This is a genomic window from Paracoccus sp. NIOT.M2S5SZ12 (assembly GCF_057748165.1).
Genome location: NZ_JBYLFR010000013.1, coordinates 70,001 through 88,193 on the forward strand (window position 1 = coordinate 70,001; position 18,193 = coordinate 88,193).

The window sequence follows — 18,193 nt, forward strand, 5'->3', positions numbered from 1 at the left end:
AGCGGAGCGTTCTGTGATATAGAACGCTGCCTCTTTTGATCCTCACGGATCAACGGAGGCAATGTTCTGACTGTGAAGCCGGGCCGTGAGGCAACCGGTGGAGTGATCAGAAGTGAGAATGTTGACATGAGTAGCGACAAACAGGGTGAGAGACCCTGTCGCCGAAAGTCCAAGGGTTCCTGCTTAAAGCTAATCTGAGCAGGGTAAGCCGGCCCCTAAGGCGAGGCCGAAAGGCGTAGTCGATGGGAACCAGGTTAATATTCCTGGGCCAGGAGATGGTGACGGATCACAGAGCTCGTTCTTCCTTATCGGATTGGAAGGGCTGGTGAGTGGTCCCTGGAAATAGCCCTCCACAAGACCGTACCCGAAACCGACACAGGTGGACTGGTAGAGAATACCAAGGCGCTTGAGAGAACCACATTTAAGGAACTCGGCAAAATACCTCCGTAAGTTCGCGAGAAGGAGGCCCGGTTTTTGCGCAAGCAGAGGCCGGGGGCACAAACCAGGGGGTGGCGACTGTTTACTAAAAACACAGGGCTCTGCGAAGTCGTAAGACGACGTATAGGGTCTGACGCCTGCCCGGTGCCGGAAGGTTAAAAGGAGATGTGCAAGCATTGAATTGAAGCCCCGGTAAACGGCGGCCGTAACTATAACGGTCCTAAGGTAGCGAAATTCCTTGTCGGGTAAGTTCCGACCTGCACGAATGGCGTAACGACTTCCCCGCTGTCTCAAATGTGGACTCAGCGAAATTGAATTGTCTGTGAAGATGCAGACTTCCCGCGGTTAGACGGAAAGACCCCATGCACCTTTACTACAACTTCGCACTGGCATCAGGATTGCGATGTGCAGGATAGGCGGTAGGCTTTGAAACGGGGACGCCAGTTCCCGTGGAGCCATCCTTGAGATACCGCCCTTCGCACTCTTGATGTCTAACCGCGGCCCGTTATCCGGGTCCGGGACCCTGCGTGGTGGGTAGTTTGACTGGGGCGGTCGCCTCCCAAACAGTAACGGAGGCGCGCGAAGGTTGGCTCAGAGCGGTCGGAAATCGCTCGTTGAGTGCAATGGCAGAAGCCAGCCTGACTGCAAGACTGACAAGTCGAGCAGAGACGAAAGTCGGCCATAGTGATCCGGTGGTCCCGAGTGGAAGGGCCATCGCTCAACGGATAAAAGGTACGCTGGGGATAACAGGCTGATGATGCCCAAGAGTCCATATCGACGGCATCGTTTGGCACCTCGATGTCGGCTCATCTCATCCTGGGGCTGGAGCAGGTCCCAAGGGTATGGCTGTTCGCCATTTAAAGAGGTACGTGAGCTGGGTTTAGAACGTCGTGAGACAGTTCGGTCCCTATCTGCCGTGGGTGTTGGAGACTTGAGAGGAGTTGCCCCTAGTACGAGAGGACCGGGGTGAACGTTCCACTGGTGGACCTGTTGTCGTGCCAACGGCAGTGCAGGGTAGCTATGAACGGACAGGATAAACGCTGAAGGCATCTAAGCGTGAAGCCCCCCTCAAAACAAGGTCTCCCTTGAGAGCCGTGGAAGACCACCACGTCGATAGGCCGGAGATGTAAGTGCAGCAATGCATTCAGTTGACCGGTACTAATGGCTCGATAGGCTTGATTTGATCCGGAAGAAGCAGGATTATCCTCCTTCCTCCAAAGCATCCTTGGACAATATCAGATCCCCGAAGGGGATCCGGCGCTGAGCGTTTCTTTCCTGGTCTGGTGGCCCTAGCGCGAGCAAAACACCCGATCCCATCCCGAACTCGGCCGTTAAGTGCCGCTGCGCCGATGGTACTGCGTCTCAAGACGTGGGAGAGTAGGTCACCGCCAGACCTGGAAAGAAACGCATATCTCTCTGAAACGATAAAAAACCCGATCAGGACACACATGGCGCGGGGTAGAGCAGCCCGGTAGCTCGTCAGGCTCATAACCTGAAGGTCACAGGTTCAAATCCTGTCCCCGCAACCAAATTACTGTTAAATAACAAAGACTTCAAAGCCGAGCATAACGCTCGGCTTTTGTCATTCCAAATTCTTGTCAACACCTGGTCAACGTTTACCGAGCCCCCCATCGACGGGCAACTTGATCGTGGCCATGACCTTCACACCTTCAACAGATCAAGCAGCGGATCAAAGGCGTACATCGCCGCGCGTCGCCCCGAAGCCGGTTCAATGGTGCGCAGCATGCCAGCCTCGACCAACCGCCGGGACAGCGCGCGCGCGGAGGACGGTGGGATCCCCGAGCGTTCCACGAAGCGGTCGTTGCGGAAGATCGGGCTCGCGAAGACGAAGTCCAGCGCCTGATCGTGGAACTGTGAGTTAAGCACTTCGCGGAACCGTTCCCGCATCTCGCCGTGAAGGCGGAAGATGGCGTCCGCGGTCTGGATGTTCACCGTCGCCTGGGCGTGCATCGCCTTGAGGAAGAATACGACCCAGCCGGTCCAATCGCCGATGGCCGAGACCGCGCGCATTCGTTCGATGTATTCGTCCTTGTTGGCTTCGAAGTAGCCCGAGACGAAGAAGTTCGGCTGATGCAGGACGCCGAGTTTCCACAGCATCAGCGTGATCAGCATGCGGCCGATCCGGCCGTTGCCGTCCTCGAACGGATGCAGGGCCTCGAATTCGACATGCGCGATGGCGGTGCGGATCAATGGCCGCATCGTGCTTTCGTTGATGTAGCGGACGAGTTCGGCCATCGCCGGGCCCAATTGCTCGGGGGCTATCGGGACGTAATAAATCTTTCCCCGCCGTTCATCTCCGATGTAATTCTGTTCGACCTTGTAGCTGCCGGGGCGCTTGCGGGCCCCCCTTCCAAAGGACAGCAGCTGCTGGTGGGCGGTCCGGATCAGGTGTTCGCCAAGCGGGGCGCCCTCGGCGAGGGCCTGCTGGGCATTCCGCAATGCGCGGGAGTAAAGGTAGGTCTCGACGTCGTCGTTGCGCGCTTCCCGGTAGGGGTCGGCGCTACCCGCATCTTCCTCGGCCTCCAGCCGGTACAGTTCCTCGATGGTCGAGATCGTCCCCTCCATCCGGGAAGACGTTACCGCGTCCTGGCGACGCAGGGGGGCGAGGAACAACTCGCTGTTCATCATGCCTGACATCTTGGTGTCGTACCGCGCAAGCGAGGCGGCTGCCTCTTCGAGCGGCCCGAGCAGCACCTCGTAGTCGAGGGCGGGCGGGGGAAAGGTGCCGATGTGATAGGTGACGGCACCCGTAAGATCGTAAGGTTTGGTGATCATAGTTGTGCCGATTCTGTCATCAACGGGGTTTGACGCCAACCTAGTCACGACAAGTGCGCTTGGCAACAGAATATGGATCCATTCTGACACCAAGGGGCGTTGTCGCCAGGGGTCTGCCGTCAAGCCAGATTGGTGACAGAGACTGGCAGGAAAATGGTATCAAAGCATGATCTCCTGTCATTCGCCGCAACTCGTGCGGAGAATAGAGGGTCTAATCTCCGCATGAACGTCATGGTGACCTGTTTCCTGAACGACTGGGTCGGGCTGAGTCCGGCCGCTCCCTTGCGTGTCAGGAACCCTCGGACAATTTCCATTCCTGTCCGAGGTTCTGCAACACCAGGTCGCGCGCGGGGCAACCGGCACATCTGTGCTGCCGCGGCTTCTCCGACAGTCGCTCGGCCAAGGTCAGGATGGTGATCAACACCGCATCGGAATGCTGCGCGAGCCGGATCAGATGCTCCCCGCTCGGCCCGCGTTCGCCAGACAGCCAGTACTTGGCCGCCCGCTCACTCGCTCCGGTCCAGCGCATCACTGTCTTGATGGCCTGATGTGTGGGCCCCAGTTCGCGCCGCAGGGTGTCGGCAATGGCCTTGCGATAGGCGGCCTGATCCGCGTCTAGGTGCACAGTTGTGCCCATTTTCGGCACAGATGTGCCCATCTTGATCCGCATCGCGGCGTCCTCCTCCGGTAAACCTTTGGGGAAGACAACACAGCGGCAGATTCCATTTTGCGCCCCAGCCAATACCCCGGGTCCGACCAGACGGAGACGCCTGCATGAACTGATCTGGAGACGGGAATGGCAGGCAGAGAGCCGCCCTCAACAAAAGAACCGGCGAACTCCCCGCCAAAGCGCCGTGCGGCCGAATATGTCCGCATGTCCACGGACCATCAGAAATACTCGACCGAGAACCAGTCGGATGCGATCCGCAGATATGCGGAGGAACGCGGCTTTGAATTGGTCCGTTCCTATGCCGATGCCGGAAAGAGCGGGCTGAGGATCGAGGGGCGCGAAGCGCTGCAACAGTTGATCCAGGATGTGCAGGACGGAACCGCGGATTTCGAGGTGATCCTTGTCTATGACGTCAGCCGGTGGGGCCGGTTTCAGGATGCCGATGAATCCGCCTATTACGAATACATCTGCCGTCGCGCAAACAAGCAGGTCGAGTATTGCGCCGAGCAATTCGAAAATGACGGCGGCCCGGTCGCCACGATCGTCAAGAGCGTCAAGCGCGCAATGGCGGGGGAATACAGCCGGGAACTTTCCAACAAGGTCTTCATCGGACAGTGCCGCCTGATCGAACGCGGCTTCCGTCAGGGCGGTACGGCGGGCTTTGGCCTTCGCCGGGTCCTGCTTGACGAACGCGGCGAGGTGAAGGCCGAGCTGAAGCGTGGTGAGCACAAGAGCTTGCAGACAGACCGGGTGATCCTGGTGCCCGGGCCCGTAGCAGAGGTGAAAACCGTCCGCTGGATCTACAGCCGTTTCCTGAAACACGGCCGTTCGGAAAGCGAAATCGCCGCCGAATTGAACGAGCGCGGGATCCTGACCGATCTTGGCCGGATGTGGACCCGCGCCACCGTGCAGCAGATCCTGACCAACGAGAAATACATCGGCAACAACGTCTACAACCGGCGCTCCTTCAAGCTGAAGCAGAAGCGGGTCGCGAATGGCCCTGAGATGTGGATCCGGTCGGAAGGGGCGTTCGATGCCATCGTCGAACCGAAACAGTTTCAGAAGGTGCAGGCGATCATCGCCGCCCGAAACCGCCGATTCTCGGACGAGGAAATGCTGGATCGCCTGACCCGGCTGTTCCAGCGCCACGGCTACATATCCGGTCTGGTGATCGACGAGGCCGACGGAATGCCGTCCAGCGGCGCCTATGCCCACCGGTTCGGCAGCCTGATCCGGGCCTATTCCCTCGTTGGCTTCACACCGGACCGGGACTACCACTACATCGAAGTGAATCGCTTGCTGCGGCTGTTCCACGGCGACGAGGTGGAGCGTGTGATCCGCGAGATCACCCGACTCGGCGGCACCGTGACGCGAAATCCGGCGACCGACCTGCTGACGATCAATGGCGAATTCACCGTCTCCGTCGCTGTCGCCCGCTGTCGCGAAACCTCCACCGGCGGCCTGCGCTGGAAAATCCGTTTCGACACCGGCCTCGTGCCCGACATCACCATCGCCATCCGGATGGACCGAACGAACACCGCCGCGCTCGACTATTACCTGCTGCCCCAATTCGAGATGCGAACAAAACCCCTGGGGCTTGCCGAGGAGAATGGCCTGATGCTGGACGCTTTCCGATTTGAAACGCTGGATTTCTTCTTCGACATGGCCCGCCGCGTTCCGGTTGCCGAGGTGACACCATGGTGAGCGAAGTCGAGATGCAGGACGAAGTGCAGATGATCCCGATTGCCTCCATTACCGTGGAAAACCCGCGCGAACGGTCGGAAAAGACCTTCCGCGCGCTTGTCGACAGTATCGGCAGGGTTGGGCTGAAAAAGCCGATCACCGTCGCCCGGGTCGATGAAGAGGCGGGAGTGTCCTATCGTCTGGTCTGCGGTCAGGGTCGGATGGAGGCTTATGTCGCCCTTGGGGAAACCCAGATTCCGGCCATCGTCGTGGATGCGAGCGAGCCCGAGCGCCTTCTGCGCAGCGTGATCGAGAACATCGCCCGCCGCCAGCAGCGGCCGCTCGAGCTGTTGCAGGACATCGCCATCCTGCGCGACCGGGGCTACTCGGATCATCAGATCGCCGACAAGACGGGGCTTTCCCTCGCCTATGTCCATGAAATCGGCGAGTTGATCGCAAACGGTGAAGAACGCCTGCTGATCGCGGTCGAAACCGGGCAGATGCCGCTCAGCGTCGCGCTCTACATCACGCGTGCCGAGGAGAAGGACGTGCAGAAGGCGCTTGAGGCCGCCTATGCCTCGGGTGAACTGCGCGGGAAGAAGCTTCTGGAAGCGCGGCGGCTGGTTGAGTTGCGCCAGCGCCATGGCAAGCAGCGAGGTGGTGCGCGCAACAAACAGCCACGAGCGCGAATGACATCTGCCGCGCTGGTCAAAGCCTATCGCGCCGAGGCGGAGCGTCAGCAGGACATGGTTCGGAGGGCACAAGCGACGCGGAGCAGCTTGCTGTTTCTCGATGCGGCATTTCAGTCTCTGCTGAAGGACGAGAACTTTCTGACGCTGCTCCGTGCCGAGGGCCTCGACAGCTTGCCGCGCATCATCATCGACGGGTTGCGGGAACCAAGAGCATGACACAGACAGGAAAAATGCCTCCGCCGAAGAGCCCGGGATTCGAGGCGAACCTGCGCACGATCCCGATTGATGCGATCCTTCCGGTCAAGCAGTTGCCAGTCACCGTGCCCAAGAGTCAGAAATATGGGCAGATCGCCGCGTCGATCCGCGAGGTCGGGCTGATCGAACCGCCGGTGGTCGCCCGCGCGCTTGGGCAGGACGGCTCCTTCATCCTTCTGGATGGCCATGTTCGGCTGCATGTTCTGAAGGAAATGGGCGAGACGACCGTCACCTGCCTGGTGGCGACCGACGACGAATCCTTCACCTACAACAAGCGCATCAGCCGCCTCGCCACGATCCAGGAGCACAAGATGATCCTGCGCGCGGTCGAGCGCGGCGTATCGGAGGCCCGTATCGCGGCAGCCTTGAATGTGAACATCGCGTTGATCCGACAGAAGCGGACCCTGCTGAATGGCATCTGTCCGGAGGCGGCCGAACTGCTGAAGGCCCGCCACTGCCCGATCAACAGCTTCCGGTCCCTGCGGAAGATGAAGCCCCTGCGGCAGATTCAGGCGGCAGAACTGATGATCGCGGCTAACAACTACACGGTGCCCTATGTCGAGGCGATCCTCGCAGCATCTGACGCCACAGACCTGGTTGACCCGGCTGCAAAGAAGCCACCTGCAGGCGTAACACGCGAACAAGCCGAGCGAATGAAGGCCGAGATGGCCAACCTGCAAAAGAACATAAAGCTTATCGAAGGCACCCTTGGGCCAGATCACCTTCGGCTGGTGGTGGCCGGTCGCTATGTCGAGCGGCTTTTGCAGAATGACCGTCTCGCCCGCTACCTCGACAAGAACCACGGTGAAATCCTCGGCGAGTTTCGCCAGATCGTGGCGGGCCTCGTGCAGCCTGCGTCCACGACGGAAGCGAGGAGGATCGAGACCGAGTAGTTCGGCAACTTTCCTTCTTTCGACGATGGGGACCCGGACCCGAAAGCGCGGGGACCGCAGGAGACGCTGGACAGAGGGCCGGATCAAGCGCGGCGGCGGGGATGGCGGCGAACCCGCTCGGAGCCCGCCAGGCTGGCTCGAGCTTTCGCCAGCCCAATGGTCGGCTTCCGGCCATTGAAAGGGGCGGGCGCATCCGCTGGGGGGGACGAATGCGCCCGCCGCCCTAGAAGTCCGTCTCGACGTATACCCCAGCGCAGTCGCAGGCGACGGCGGCGGCCGTGGCGCCGGTGTTCAGGAACAGCCGCGGCGACAGGAACTGCGTCGCGGCGGGCAGATCGGCGGTGATTTCCTGTTCGAAGACGGCGCCAGTGACCTCATTCACAGCTCGGACCCAAACCGACGAACCGTTCGGCGGCGCAGCGATGAACAGGGTCACGACACCACCGGTGGCAATGGCAAAGCTCGCGCCCATGTCGGTGAGCGTCGGTGCTCCGGTCCCGTCATTGGCGACCAGCTGCCAGTTGGCATGGGTGCCGCGCTGAAAGCCGATTCCGATGCAGTTGATGGCAGCGGCCAGCGTCAGGGTGGTGGCAAGCGCTGCGGTCGATCCGTAGAGGCCGAAGAACCCCATCCCGGTCGCCTGCAGCGTCGTCAGCGAAATTCGCGTCACGAAGGTCCAGCCACCCAGCCCGGCCGCGTTCCCGCGCCAGCAGGCCCAGCCTGCGGAGCGCTGGTCGGCGACCGAGTCCACCACCGCCGCCGAGGTCAGGCGCCAGCGCCGCATGGAGGTCGCAAGGTTCGTTACGGCCAGCGTGGGCGTCGAAACGGTGCCGACCGAGGTGATCGGCAGGCCTTCGGTCGTGATCGTGGTGCCGGTCGAAGGAGACCAGTTCGCGATGCGGTTCACCCCGAAGTGGGGTTGCAGAGGAAAATCCCGCCCAGAGGGGCGCATGACGTCGATCCACGGCGCCCCGGCGCGGCTGCGCGCGTAGACGGAGGCCTTGCCTGCAGGCGGAGGTGACGGCGCTGCTGCCAGTCCCGGCAGAACGGTCGGCTGCGGCAGTTCCACCTGGCCGTTGGTGCGGTCGATACGAATCGCGTCGAAGAACGTGGATCCGTCCGGGCTGACCTTGAAGCTGAAGTCGTCATTGCCGAGGAGACCGATCAGCGCGCGGGCCGAGAAGCCGCTCTTGAAAGCGAAGGCGGCGTCGTTCCCGGCTGAGGCCTTATTCACGGTGGCTTCGATACCTGCGCCTGCGTTGTTCAGCAGCACCGCAGGCGTGTTGACCGAGATGCGGTTGTAGCTGTCGGCCGAGGCCCCGCCGAGGCCCAAGAGTTGCGCCGTCAGGTTGGCTTGGGGCATGCCGACCTGCGTCACGGCATTCGCGAAGGTCACCGTCGGCGTGTTCAGCACCGTCGTACCGCCCGCCCCAGCGGTCGCCGAGCCGATGTTGACGACCGTGGTCGATCCGGACGCGCCGCCCGTGCCGAGGTTCACCGTCTTGGTCACGCCTGTGCTCGTGGCCCCGGTGCCAATCCCATAGGTGGCGGTGGTCGTCGCCGTGCCGATCGAGGCGCTGGCCGCCGACACCGTGACCGTGCCCGAAGCGGTCAGCGTTCCCGAGAAGGTCTTGTTACCGGTGAAGGTCTGCGTTCCCGCCAGGATTGCCAGTTCGGACGAGGTGTTAGGCAACGTAAAGCTGCGCGTCGTCCCGGCGCTGATGCCCGCCAGCGAGAAGGTCGCCTTCTTCGTCGGGTCCGCCTCGTTCACCAGGCTGAACACGGCGTCCGAGACGTCGCGCGGCTCGCCCACCACCTCCCATGCGCTGCCGGTCCAGACGAGGAACAGCCCCTCTGCTGCGACCCAGACCAGCCAGCCGGTGCGTGGCACCAGCCGGATCCATGCACCGTCGATCCAGAACGCGATGTTCAGATCCAATCCTGCCCAGAGGCCGGTCGCTCCGGAGGCCACCAGATGGCGGTTGCCGTCGGCCGGGCTGGCCGGTGGCGCGGTGCGCATCCGATCAAGGACGGAAAGCTGCACCATGGCATCAAGCAGGCGCAGGGCTTCGTTGTGGGTGACATGCTTCTGGGCTTGGGCGGCCAGAAGATACGGCAGGCCCAGATGTGTCGTGGTGTCGGACATGGGGGTTCCTGTCAGAACTGAAGGGTCAGGCTCGCGGGGGTGCCGCGGCCGAAGCGGTTCGAAAGCTGATAGATGCGGATCGCCAGCGTCTGGCCGGGCCCGAACGGCGCACCCCAATCAGTGGTCTGCTGCGTGGCGGTGTAGAGGACCGAGGCTATGCTGCTGGTCAGCGTGCGCTTGACAGTCGTCCCGTCGAGGATCTGCACGTCGTAGCTTTCCAGGTCCTCGGCCAACGGCACCTCGACCTGCTCCCAGGCATCGGCGACCAGCGCGCGGGATCGGCGCGTCCAGCGGATGGTCAGATCGCCCGGGCTGCGCGCGATCCGCCACGGCTGTTCGACATGGACCGGGGCGAAGGGCACGAGGCCCCGCCCGGTCGGGGTGAACCCTAGTGCGGCAAAGCTGTCGTCGCTCACCGCCCGTGCGGCCGGGCCCACGCGCCAGTTCCACGGCAAGCCAAGGTCAGCCTCGGCAATGGGCAGCGAGGCCATCGTTGCGTCCAGCACCACGACCCGCGCTCCGGCTGGGGCCGGGTTGCCCATTGCATGTTCTGTCCCGCGCTGGCCGCGCAGGAGCCGGGTCAGGCGATAGCGGCCGGGCGCGATCAGTTCGGACGCGCCCGCCTGGACGATCTCCCAGACCCCGGCCGCCGCCTCGACCGCCAGCGCATTCGCCCCGCCGAATAGGGCCACGTCTGTCACGCTTTCCAGCGTTCCAGACAGGAGATCGACCACCAGCGCGTTGCCGAGATCGAAGCGCGAGGTCGGCCCCGGAAAGAAGTCGAATGCCAGCGTCCCGATCCGAGCCCGACTGCCGAAGGTGCTCAGCAGGTTGAACCCATCCGTGGAGGCGCTGCGGAACACCGCGATCTCACCCGGCCAAGGGCTGGCATGGGTGGCAATCAGGGGGCGATGGGCAGGCTGGTCCTCGGAAAGCTGCGGAAGGTCCAGAATCACTACCTCGGGCGTGCCGAAGACGACGGGGCTGGCGAGCGAGGCCGGGCGAGGATCGCCGGGTGGCAGATCGTAGGTGGCGCGGTCCTGACGCACCGCCTCGATCCCGCGCGCCTCAGAATCGGCGACGGACACCAGGCGGAACTCGACCTCGCGGCCGTCATGGGCGAGCCGGATGACGTCGGCGGGATCGAGTACCAGACGCGAAGGCGGCAGGCGGAAGGTGGCGCTTTCCCGGCCGATCCAGGTTTCCATCAGCGCGCGGCGGCAGCGGCGTTCCGCTTCCTCGGGAGGGATCGCCATCGGGAAGGACTCGGACGCGATACGGGTGGTGTCGACCGTGATGCGCCGCGCCTCGACCAGCGCAGCGTCATAGTCCTCGTCAGCCCGCGCCACCTGCCACTTCAGCGCCTGCGGCAGTTCGGTCTCCTGTCCGCGGGTCAGCTCGAAGGCCTCGCCCTCACGGCTGGAGACCAGGTCATCAATGGCCAGCGTCGCGACCGAGGCGCGGCCGCGCATGACAAAGCGGATCACGCCCTCGGTCTCGATGGCATCGAAGCCGAAATGCCGGGCCAGCGTGGAAATCGATGCGCGAGGGCTTTCGAGGGCCCCGATCACATATCCCTCGACCGCGCCCCAGAGGCCGGAAACGTCGATCAGCGCCTCATCAAGCCCAGCGCGCAGGCAGAGGTGGCGCACGAGAGCCGCCAGCGACACCGCGCCCAGCCTGCCGGTCAGCCAGTGACCGAGCCGCCAGTTCGGGCCATCGGTCCAGACCCCGGTCAGTTCGGGAAAGAACGGATAGGGGCGCGCGTCCCAGGTCCAGGCAGCGCATTCCGGGACATGCACCATCCGGCCGCCGTAGATCGCGGACACCGGATTGTTGGCCGGGGATCCCCACCACAGGTAACTGGCCTCCAGATAGGCGCGCTGGATCGCGTCATCTCGCCAGCCGCGGGAGAAGTAGGGCGTGAAGCTCTCGGACGACTTCGGGTCGAAGAAGACATTCGGCTGGTTTGTGCCCCGGTCGATGGCGGGGCACCCCAGTTCCGTGAACCACACGGGCTTCGACTGCGGCACCCATGCGGTGGGCGTGCCACTCTCGACCCCGCCCGGGCGGTTGAAATGCAGGTTCGACCACCAGGCGCGCAGATCCTTGTAACGGAACACCCACGGTTTGCCCTCAGCGCCATCCGTGATCGGCGTCCGGATCTGGGCCGACCGGTCTGCGGCGCTGGCGTAGAACCAGTCGAAGCCCTCGCCCCCGGCAATGTTGGCCTGCAGGTAGGCCCGGTCATGGATGCCGGGCCAGCCCTCGAGGGCGTCGGCATGGTCGAAACCGTCGCGCCAGTCGGAGAGCGGCATGTAGTTATCGATGCCGATGAAATCGATGTTGGCATCCGACCAGAGCAGGTCGAGGTGGAAATAGACATCGCCGCTGCCGTCACCGGGCTGATGACCGAAATACTCCGACCAGTCCGAGGCGTAACCCACCTTGGTGCCCGGCCCGAGGATCGACTTCACGTCCGCCGCGAGCGCCTTGAACGCGGTGACGGCCGGATAGGCGCTGGCGCTGGAACGGATCGTGGTCAGGCCCCGCATCTCGGTGCCGATCAGGAAGGCATCGACGCCGCCCGCCACCGCGCAGAGATGGGCGTAGTGCAGGATCATGCGCCTCAGGCCCCAGTCACCCGCAGGGCCGGTCCAGTTCACGTTGTCGCCCGATACTGCGAACTGCGCTGGGGTCGCCGCGCCGAAGAAGCTGGACACCTGCGTCGCCGCAGCGGCGGTCTTGTCAGCGGTCCCTGCGAAACCTGCCGCTGGGGAGCAGGTGATACGCCCGCGCCAGGGAAATGACGGCTGGCCCGGCGTGGCAGCGTTGTTCGAATAGGGGTTCGGTAGCGTGTTGCCGGGCGGTACGTCCATCAGCAGGAAGGGATAGAAGGTCACCCGCAGCCCGCGCGCCTTCATCTCCCGGATCGCCTGAACCACCGCGAAATCCGCAGGCGTGCCGCCATAGACCGGCCGGTCCTCTGCATCGCGGCTGACCAGATGCGCGTTCGCCCGCGCCACGCCATTCACGGACCAAACCTTCGGGCTGGTAACCTTGGTCGCCACCTCCACGCCGGGCTTAATGGTGCAGTTGCCCGCGCGAAGGTCATTGCCGAACCAGGCGACGACGAGGCTGACGCTTTCCACCGCCGGGGCCATCGCCTGCAGCCGGTCCAGCGCCACGACGATGTCGGCCTCGTCGGGCAGCGCGTTCAGGTTCTCGGCCGAGGTGGTGCCGCCGGTGGTCTGGCCGAAGACCGTGGTCGTGGCGCCGACCGTCTTGCGGACCGCTTCAGTCGCATAGGTGAACTCGCCCGAAGCGGGGATCATGGTCACTGCCTTGACCAGCCCCTCGGCGGTGTCGGGGTCGGCAAGTGGCCGGAACACCTCGAAGCTGAGCTGCGGCAGGCGATTGCCGTAGGTCGAGAGCGCCAGTTCCTCGAAGACGACATAGGCCGTGCCCCGATAGGCGGGCGTATTGGAGGCACCCATCTTGGCCGCGATGAACGGGTCGGCCGTCTGGGACGCGTTGCCGGGATACCAGCGCCAGGTGATGCCGGTCATGTCGAGCGGCTTGCCGTCGGCCCAGATGCGCCCGATGCCGGTGAGCGGGCCTTCGCAGAGCGCCACAGCGAAGCTGGCGTAGTAGAGGTATTCGGTCGTCTGGACCCGGCCACCGCCACCGCCCTTGCCGTCCCCTTGGGTCGTGGTCTTCGTCTCCTCGCGGAAATCCGTGGCCCAGATGATGTTGCCGCCGATGCGCATCCGACCGTAGAGGCGCGGGACGATGGCGCCCTCGGTGGCCGAAGTAATCCGCAGGCTGTCGAGGCGCTGGCCCTCGATCTTCTGCGCGGGGGCCAGCGAGGACACGATCCAGCTGTCGACCACCGACCCGATTGTCGAGCCGATAAAACCGCCGATTGCGGCCCCGGAAAAGCCGAGGATCGCGCCACCAAAGGCCCCGCCGATGGCGGAACCGACGGCGCCGAGGACGAGCGTGGCCATGGGAAAATCTCAGCGTGCGGGAAACAGGAAGGCGAAGGCGATGCGGCGGCGCCAGGTGGGCGAGAGCGGTTCCTCGATCACGCCGAGGCGCTCATAGGCATGGAGAAAAGTGTCGGGGCTGGTGACGATCCCTACGTGCTTGGCGATGGCGCGGGGCATCATGCGGAACAGGATAAGAGCGCCGGGACCGGTCGCCACGGGCTCCACTTCGATCATCATGCGCCGCGCGCCCTCGGCCAGAACCTCGCGCGGGCCGGTCTCGCCCCAATCCCGGCTGTAGGGTGGGATCGGGAATGGCTCGGGCCCTACGACATCGCGCCAAACACCGCGCGCGAGGCCGAGGCAGTCGCAGCCGACCCCGCGCAGGCTGGCCTGGTCATGATAGGGCGTGCCAAGCCAGCATCGTGCGGCGGCGATGACGCGGGCGGGATCGTCGGTCGGAACTGACGAGGGGGTCAAAGCACCGCCCCTTCGTGGCCGCCGTCCTTGGTGGCGTAGCGCAAGACCGCGTCCTGCCCTGGAATGTGCGGGAACCCGCGGAAGTTCGCGACATTGGCAAACTTCGTCTCGCATGTGGCGATCCGCTTGTCGCAGCCCGCTCGGATGATGAACGCATCCGTCGCCGTGATTGGACGCACCGGCGCTTCCAGAAGTGTCAGGATGGCAATGCCGTCGACGAGGTCGTGCGACAGCACCTCGACCCGCCGCCCGGCATTGGCGCCGGTCGACCATTCGACAAGCCCGAAGGCAAACCAGCCCGCCGCGAAACTGGCGAGGTCCGAAGCCGTGAAGGCCCGGTCGCGGAGGACATCGATCACCGCGCCGGTGCCCTTGAACGCCGAGGCCTCGAGGTCCACGCCGCAGCGCGTATCGCCCAGTGCGGCGTCGCAACTGCCCTGAAACGTCCGTCCGACCGTCTGACCGAGGACATGGGCCAGCGACCGCACCTCCGCCACGAAAGCCAGCCGCCCGCGCCGGATTTGGCCGATGGCCCCGCGCCGTAGAAGCACGCGCTGCGCGGGGTTTGCCCAGTTCACCCGCCAGACCTCGACCGCCGCATTGTCCCAGCGACCGTCGAGGATGTCGGTCTCGGTGATCCGGTCCGACGACAGCACGCCTTGCGCGTCCTGCGCATCGACGGACAAATCGGACCCCGACCGGACCTCCGACGCCGTCAGCCCGCTTTCCGGTTCGAACTCGGTGCCGTCGAACGACAGGGTCCGGTCATGGTCCGTGAAGCCGAAGGTTACGCCATCGGCCCGGGTAATGCGCCAGCACCAGGCGAGCGTCGTGGTGCCGTCGTCGAGATGGGCCTGCAGGGCGGGAGGGAGGGATTTCACTTCCGCCCCCAGCCGCGCAGGAGAGCCACGGACGCGAGGAGCGAAGACACGACACCTCCGGCCGCGCCGGTCAGGGCGTAGAGATTGAAGGGGCGAATATCGAGCGTTCCGGTGGCGAGGTCGAAATCCGCCAACCCCGCCACGGCGAGGCCGGAGGCGACAAGGCAGGCCAGATAGACGAGGCCACGTGCGAGGGTCCAGTTCATGGTCATGCTCCGATCAGGGTCTTGAGGAAGGTGAAAATCCGAGTGGTCAGGCTTGGCGTCTCCTGCACGGGCGCGGGGTCGGCAGGGGCCATGGAAGGGTCGGGTGAGATGGTGATCGACGGTGGATTGAGGGGCGGGCGCACCAGTGCCAGCGCCTCGGCCTCGGTCAGCCGACGGATCGGTCGCGAGAAATCCACCCTGCCATTGCGGTCGACGGCCCATACCGGGATGGTGCCAGTCGGGTAGATTCCCCTGACGAAGAGATCGCGTTCGGCCTCGCGGCGGGACCGGATGGCGGCGGGCTTGAGCCAGCCCATGAAGGCCGCTGCGGCCGCCCCGCGGTTGCCTGCGTTCAGGTGGCGCGTCAGCGCGGCCTTGGCGATGCCGCCGGTGTTGTAGTGGAAACTGACCAGTGCATCGAACTCGTGCGGTTCGAGCGGCACCTTCACCGCGCGCAGCACCTCGGCCTCGTAGGCGGCGAGATCGGCGCGGAAGATCCGGAAGGCCTCGCGGATCCCGGCATCGAGGTCGGCGGGCATGCCACGCGGCATCCCCGCCGGATCGGGTGGCCCGGCCGCAGCGGTGTGGCCGATGCCAAAGGTCCAGACGTCCTTCACGTCGAGATAGGGTCCGGGCACGACGCCTTCGTGCCGGATCAGGGCAAGGAGCCCTCGATCTGAGGTTTGCATGGGATTACCCGAGGGTTGAGAGGAAAAGGATCAGAACGGCAACCACGAGGCCGATGCGCAGCCGGTGGGCAAAGGCCTGTCCGGGGTCCGCGGGATCGCAGCGCAGCGAACGGGCAAGGCGAAGGATCTCATGCATCGGCGTCATCCTTCCCGGCGCGGCGGAGCCTCGCGAGGATCAGTTCGATGAAGGCGGCGCCGAAGACGCCGACCAGGTAGGCGGCCGAGCCGACCGCCCCGCCCGCGGCGACGGCGCCATCGGGCAGACCGAGCCAGCCCGCCACGATCACCATGGAAAAACTGCCCATCCCTGCGGCGATCAACCCGCCGAGTAGGACATGGCGCAGGGCTTCGCGCAGCGCCATCCGGGTGGTCAGGGCATTGGTGGCACCGCCCAGCGCGCCCCAGAAGGCCAGCATCAGCGCCGTCGAGGCGGCGATCTCGCGCCAAAGGTGGGACCAGAAGGATTCGTCGTTCATGTGCGGATTTCCACGAGAGGGATCGAGGTGATCGAGCCGAGGCGTTCGAGGTCGAGGGTGACGTCGAGGGCGTCGGTGTCGAAACGGACGGGGACATCGAATTCAAAGCCTGCGGTGATGGCGACGCCTGCGGCAGGGGCGGTGGTGAAGGTGACGAGGCCGGTCGTGGTCGAAACTGACCAGCCGGAGGCTTGCGGCACCCCATTCAAGGCGATCGTCACCGTCCCGGCGACGGGCTTGGTGATGGCCCGCGTCCAGGACTGCGCGCCGGAGGTGTAGCGCTTGGTGAGCTGGAACAGGGTGGCCGCCCCATTTCCGGTGCCGATGGGCTGATTGGTCGGGCCCGGCGTCTGCGATGGCAGGCAGGACTTGAAGTCGGCCCAGTCCTTGAAGCGGAAGCCCTGCAGACGGCCGTTCCGCGCCTCGAAGAAGGCGACGACCGTCGCCAGATCGTCGGCGCGGCGGATGCCATAGACGACATCGTAGCGGCGGCGGCTGTTGGCCCAGCTGGCGTTGCGCTCCTCAGCTCCGCTTGCCAGCTCGACGATCTGCGTGCGGCGTTCCGGGCCGCCGCGTGCCCCGCGGCTGATGTTGTCCGGAAACCGGACTTCGTGGAATGCCATCACATCCCCCTTCGGCCTAGCGACACGGCGCGGGCGATGTCGCTGGCCACCTGTGTGCGGGATTGCCGAAAGCTCTCGGCGTCGCGGGCGTTGATCGTGACATTGACCGTCGAGGCGCCCGACTGGCCGTAACCGGACGCCTCGCGCCGGGAGAGGACGCGCTCTCCGCGTTGCAGGATTGCGGGCACCTCATCGGGCCGTAGACCGGCCCAGCCCCCGCTGTGCATGCGCGGGGCATTGGTGAAGGCCAAGGCCGGGACCATCCGGCCGGGACCAGGGGCGCCGACCATCCCGCCCGCATGCAGTATGTTCGCGAAAATCCCGCCCGCCCCGCCCAGCGCGCCGGAAAGGGCGTTTGCGATGGGACCGAGGATGAAACGACGCGCCGCGAGCTTGGCGAGATCGGCGATCATCGAGGTGACCAGGTCGCGGAAATCGAGCTTGCCGGTCTTCACGAAGTCACCGATGGCGTTCTCGGCGCTCTGGAAGGCCCCGACCAGAGCGCTGCCGATCTCCCCGCCGATGTCGCGAGCCTTGGCGGCGTAGTCGGCGAGCGCCGCCGTGACGGCTTGCCAACCGGTGAGGGCGGTGTCCGCGCTTTCGGCCGCCGCAGATCCAGCGTCACGCGCGGCGCCGCCCGCGCCATCGGCCGCGGTGGCGGTGTCGTTCAGACCGGCTGTCAGGGCATCGGCCGAGGCGGCGGCATCTGCCAGAGCGGTCTCCGCCTCGGTCCCCGTGCCGGTGACGGCATCCTTCAGCGCCTGCCAGCTGGTCAGAGGCCGACCCGCGGCATCTGCGAGCATTCCGGCCGCCTCGCGATAGCCATCGGCTCGGGCGCGGGCGTCATCGGCCATGGCGCCGAGGCCGAGGTCAGGCGGTTCGAGATAGCTGCGAGCCAGCGCGGCGGAAAAGGCGTCCGCCGCCGCAGCGCCCGCAGCCGTCGCGGCACCCTCGAAGGGATTGCCGATGCGCCCCAGCTCTACTGGGTCGAGAACGCCGATCCTCACGCCGCCTTCGCCGGTGGCCCATTCGGGCAGCAACGCCAGCGCCGCGTTCAGGGTCTCGATGAAGCTGTTGATCCGGGTGACGACGCCATTCAGCATCGCTTCGACACCGGAGATCAGCCCGTTCGCGGCCTGAAAGGCGAAGTCGCCGATGGCGCCCGGCAGACTGCCCCAGATCGCCACCGCCGCGTCATAGGCCCCCTGGAAGATTGCGGCCGTCCGGTCACCGAAGCTGACGACGCCTGCGATGGTGCCTTCCAGCGCCGAGAGGC

15 protein-coding genes, 1 tRNA gene and 2 rRNA genes (1 of these 18 only partly in view) are annotated in these 18,193 nt (G+C 64.8%); 6 read left to right on the forward strand and 12 right to left on the reverse strand.

What is annotated here, in order from left to right; genetic code table 11:
• The 3 genes from AC2SGK_RS12930 to AC2SGK_RS12940 form a co-directional block, all read left to right on the forward strand.
• Positions 1–1,621 (forward strand): 23S ribosomal RNA (locus AC2SGK_RS12930) (it extends 1,213 nt beyond the left edge of the window).
• Positions 1,622–1,717: 96 nt separating this feature from the next.
• A 5S ribosomal RNA gene (gene rrf, locus AC2SGK_RS12935) occupies positions 1,718–1,832 on the forward strand.
• Positions 1,833–1,890: 58 nt separating this feature from the next.
• A tRNA-Met gene (locus tag AC2SGK_RS12940) sits at positions 1,891–1,967 on the forward strand.
• Between the two features lie 133 nt (positions 1,968–2,100).
• Here AC2SGK_RS12940 and AC2SGK_RS12945 read toward each other — a convergent pair.
• The gene (locus AC2SGK_RS12945; RefSeq protein ID WP_488323932.1) at positions 2,101–3,234 is read right to left on the reverse strand and encodes a Fic family protein; all 1,134 of its coding nucleotides are present in this window, start codon (positions 3,232–3,234) and stop codon (positions 2,101–2,103) included.
• A 289-nt stretch (positions 3,235–3,523) separates the two neighbouring features.
• Positions 3,524–3,904, reverse strand: a complete 381-nt coding sequence (locus AC2SGK_RS12950) for an XRE family transcriptional regulator (protein WP_488323933.1) — start codon at positions 3,902–3,904, stop codon at positions 3,524–3,526.
• A 126-nt stretch (positions 3,905–4,030) separates the two neighbouring features.
• On the opposite strand from AC2SGK_RS12950, the gene AC2SGK_RS12955 reads away from it, so the two are divergent.
• From AC2SGK_RS12955 to AC2SGK_RS12965, 3 genes are read left to right on the forward strand one after another with little or no spacing between them, the layout of a single operon-like run.
• The gene (locus tag AC2SGK_RS12955) at positions 4,031–5,608 is read left to right on the forward strand and encodes a recombinase family protein (RefSeq protein ID WP_488323934.1); all 1,578 of its coding nucleotides are present in this window, start codon (positions 4,031–4,033) and stop codon (positions 5,606–5,608) included.
• Entirely contained in the window at positions 5,602–6,495 is an 894-nt protein-coding gene (locus AC2SGK_RS12960; protein WP_411838942.1) for a ParB/RepB/Spo0J family partition protein, read from the forward strand. The genes AC2SGK_RS12955 and AC2SGK_RS12960 overlap by 7 nt, the downstream gene beginning before the upstream one ends.
• Complete coding sequence (locus tag AC2SGK_RS12965) at positions 6,492–7,427, forward strand: plasmid partitioning protein RepB C-terminal domain-containing protein (RefSeq protein WP_081348982.1); 936 nt, start codon at positions 6,492–6,494, stop codon at positions 7,425–7,427. The genes AC2SGK_RS12960 and AC2SGK_RS12965 overlap by 4 nt, the downstream gene beginning before the upstream one ends.
• Before the next feature lie 223 nt (positions 7,428–7,650).
• Here AC2SGK_RS12965 and AC2SGK_RS12970 read toward each other — a convergent pair whose 3' ends face one another.
• The 10 genes from AC2SGK_RS12970 to AC2SGK_RS13015 form a co-directional block, all read right to left on the reverse strand.
• A complete protein-coding gene (locus AC2SGK_RS12970) occupies positions 7,651–9,573 on the reverse strand; it encodes a DUF2793 domain-containing protein (RefSeq protein WP_488323935.1) in 1,923 nt (640 codons plus the stop codon).
• 11 nt (positions 9,574–9,584) lie between these two features.
• On the reverse strand, positions 9,585–13,583 hold the full coding sequence (locus AC2SGK_RS12975) for a baseplate multidomain protein megatron (protein WP_488323936.1): 3,999 nt from the start codon (positions 13,581–13,583) through the stop codon (positions 9,585–9,587).
• 9 nt (positions 13,584–13,592) lie between these two features.
• Positions 13,593–14,042, reverse strand: coding sequence for a C40 family peptidase (locus AC2SGK_RS12980; RefSeq protein WP_488323937.1), 450 nt, complete (start codon positions 14,040–14,042; stop codon positions 13,593–13,595).
• A complete protein-coding gene (locus AC2SGK_RS12985) occupies positions 14,039–14,923 on the reverse strand; it encodes a DUF2163 domain-containing protein (RefSeq protein ID WP_488323938.1) in 885 nt (294 codons plus the stop codon). The genes AC2SGK_RS12980 and AC2SGK_RS12985 overlap by 4 nt, the downstream gene beginning before the upstream one ends.
• The gene (locus AC2SGK_RS12990) at positions 14,920–15,135 is read right to left on the reverse strand and encodes a hypothetical protein (RefSeq protein ID WP_488323939.1); all 216 of its coding nucleotides are present in this window, start codon (positions 15,133–15,135) and stop codon (positions 14,920–14,922) included. The genes AC2SGK_RS12985 and AC2SGK_RS12990 overlap by 4 nt, the downstream gene beginning before the upstream one ends.
• A complete protein-coding gene (locus tag AC2SGK_RS12995) occupies positions 15,132–15,818 on the reverse strand; it encodes a lysozyme (protein ID WP_488323940.1) in 687 nt (228 codons plus the stop codon). The genes AC2SGK_RS12990 and AC2SGK_RS12995 overlap by 4 nt, the downstream gene beginning before the upstream one ends.
• A gap of 4 nt (positions 15,819–15,822) precedes the next feature.
• Entirely contained in the window at positions 15,823–15,954 is a 132-nt protein-coding gene (locus AC2SGK_RS13000) for a hypothetical protein (protein ID WP_488323941.1), read from the reverse strand.
• Positions 15,947–16,294: a hypothetical protein gene (locus AC2SGK_RS13005; RefSeq protein WP_488323942.1), complete on the reverse strand. Its 348-nt coding sequence runs from the start codon at positions 16,292–16,294 to the stop codon at positions 15,947–15,949. The genes AC2SGK_RS13000 and AC2SGK_RS13005 overlap by 8 nt, the downstream gene beginning before the upstream one ends.
• Positions 16,291–16,917, reverse strand: coding sequence for a phage distal tail protein, Rcc01695 family (locus AC2SGK_RS13010; RefSeq protein WP_488323943.1), 627 nt, complete (start codon positions 16,915–16,917; stop codon positions 16,291–16,293). The genes AC2SGK_RS13005 and AC2SGK_RS13010 overlap by 4 nt, the downstream gene beginning before the upstream one ends.
• The coding region (locus AC2SGK_RS13015; RefSeq protein WP_488323944.1) for a phage tail tape measure C-terminal domain-containing protein at positions 16,917–18,193 on the reverse strand (1,277 nt) is incomplete at its 5' end. The genes AC2SGK_RS13015 and AC2SGK_RS13010, both read right to left, overlap by 1 nt.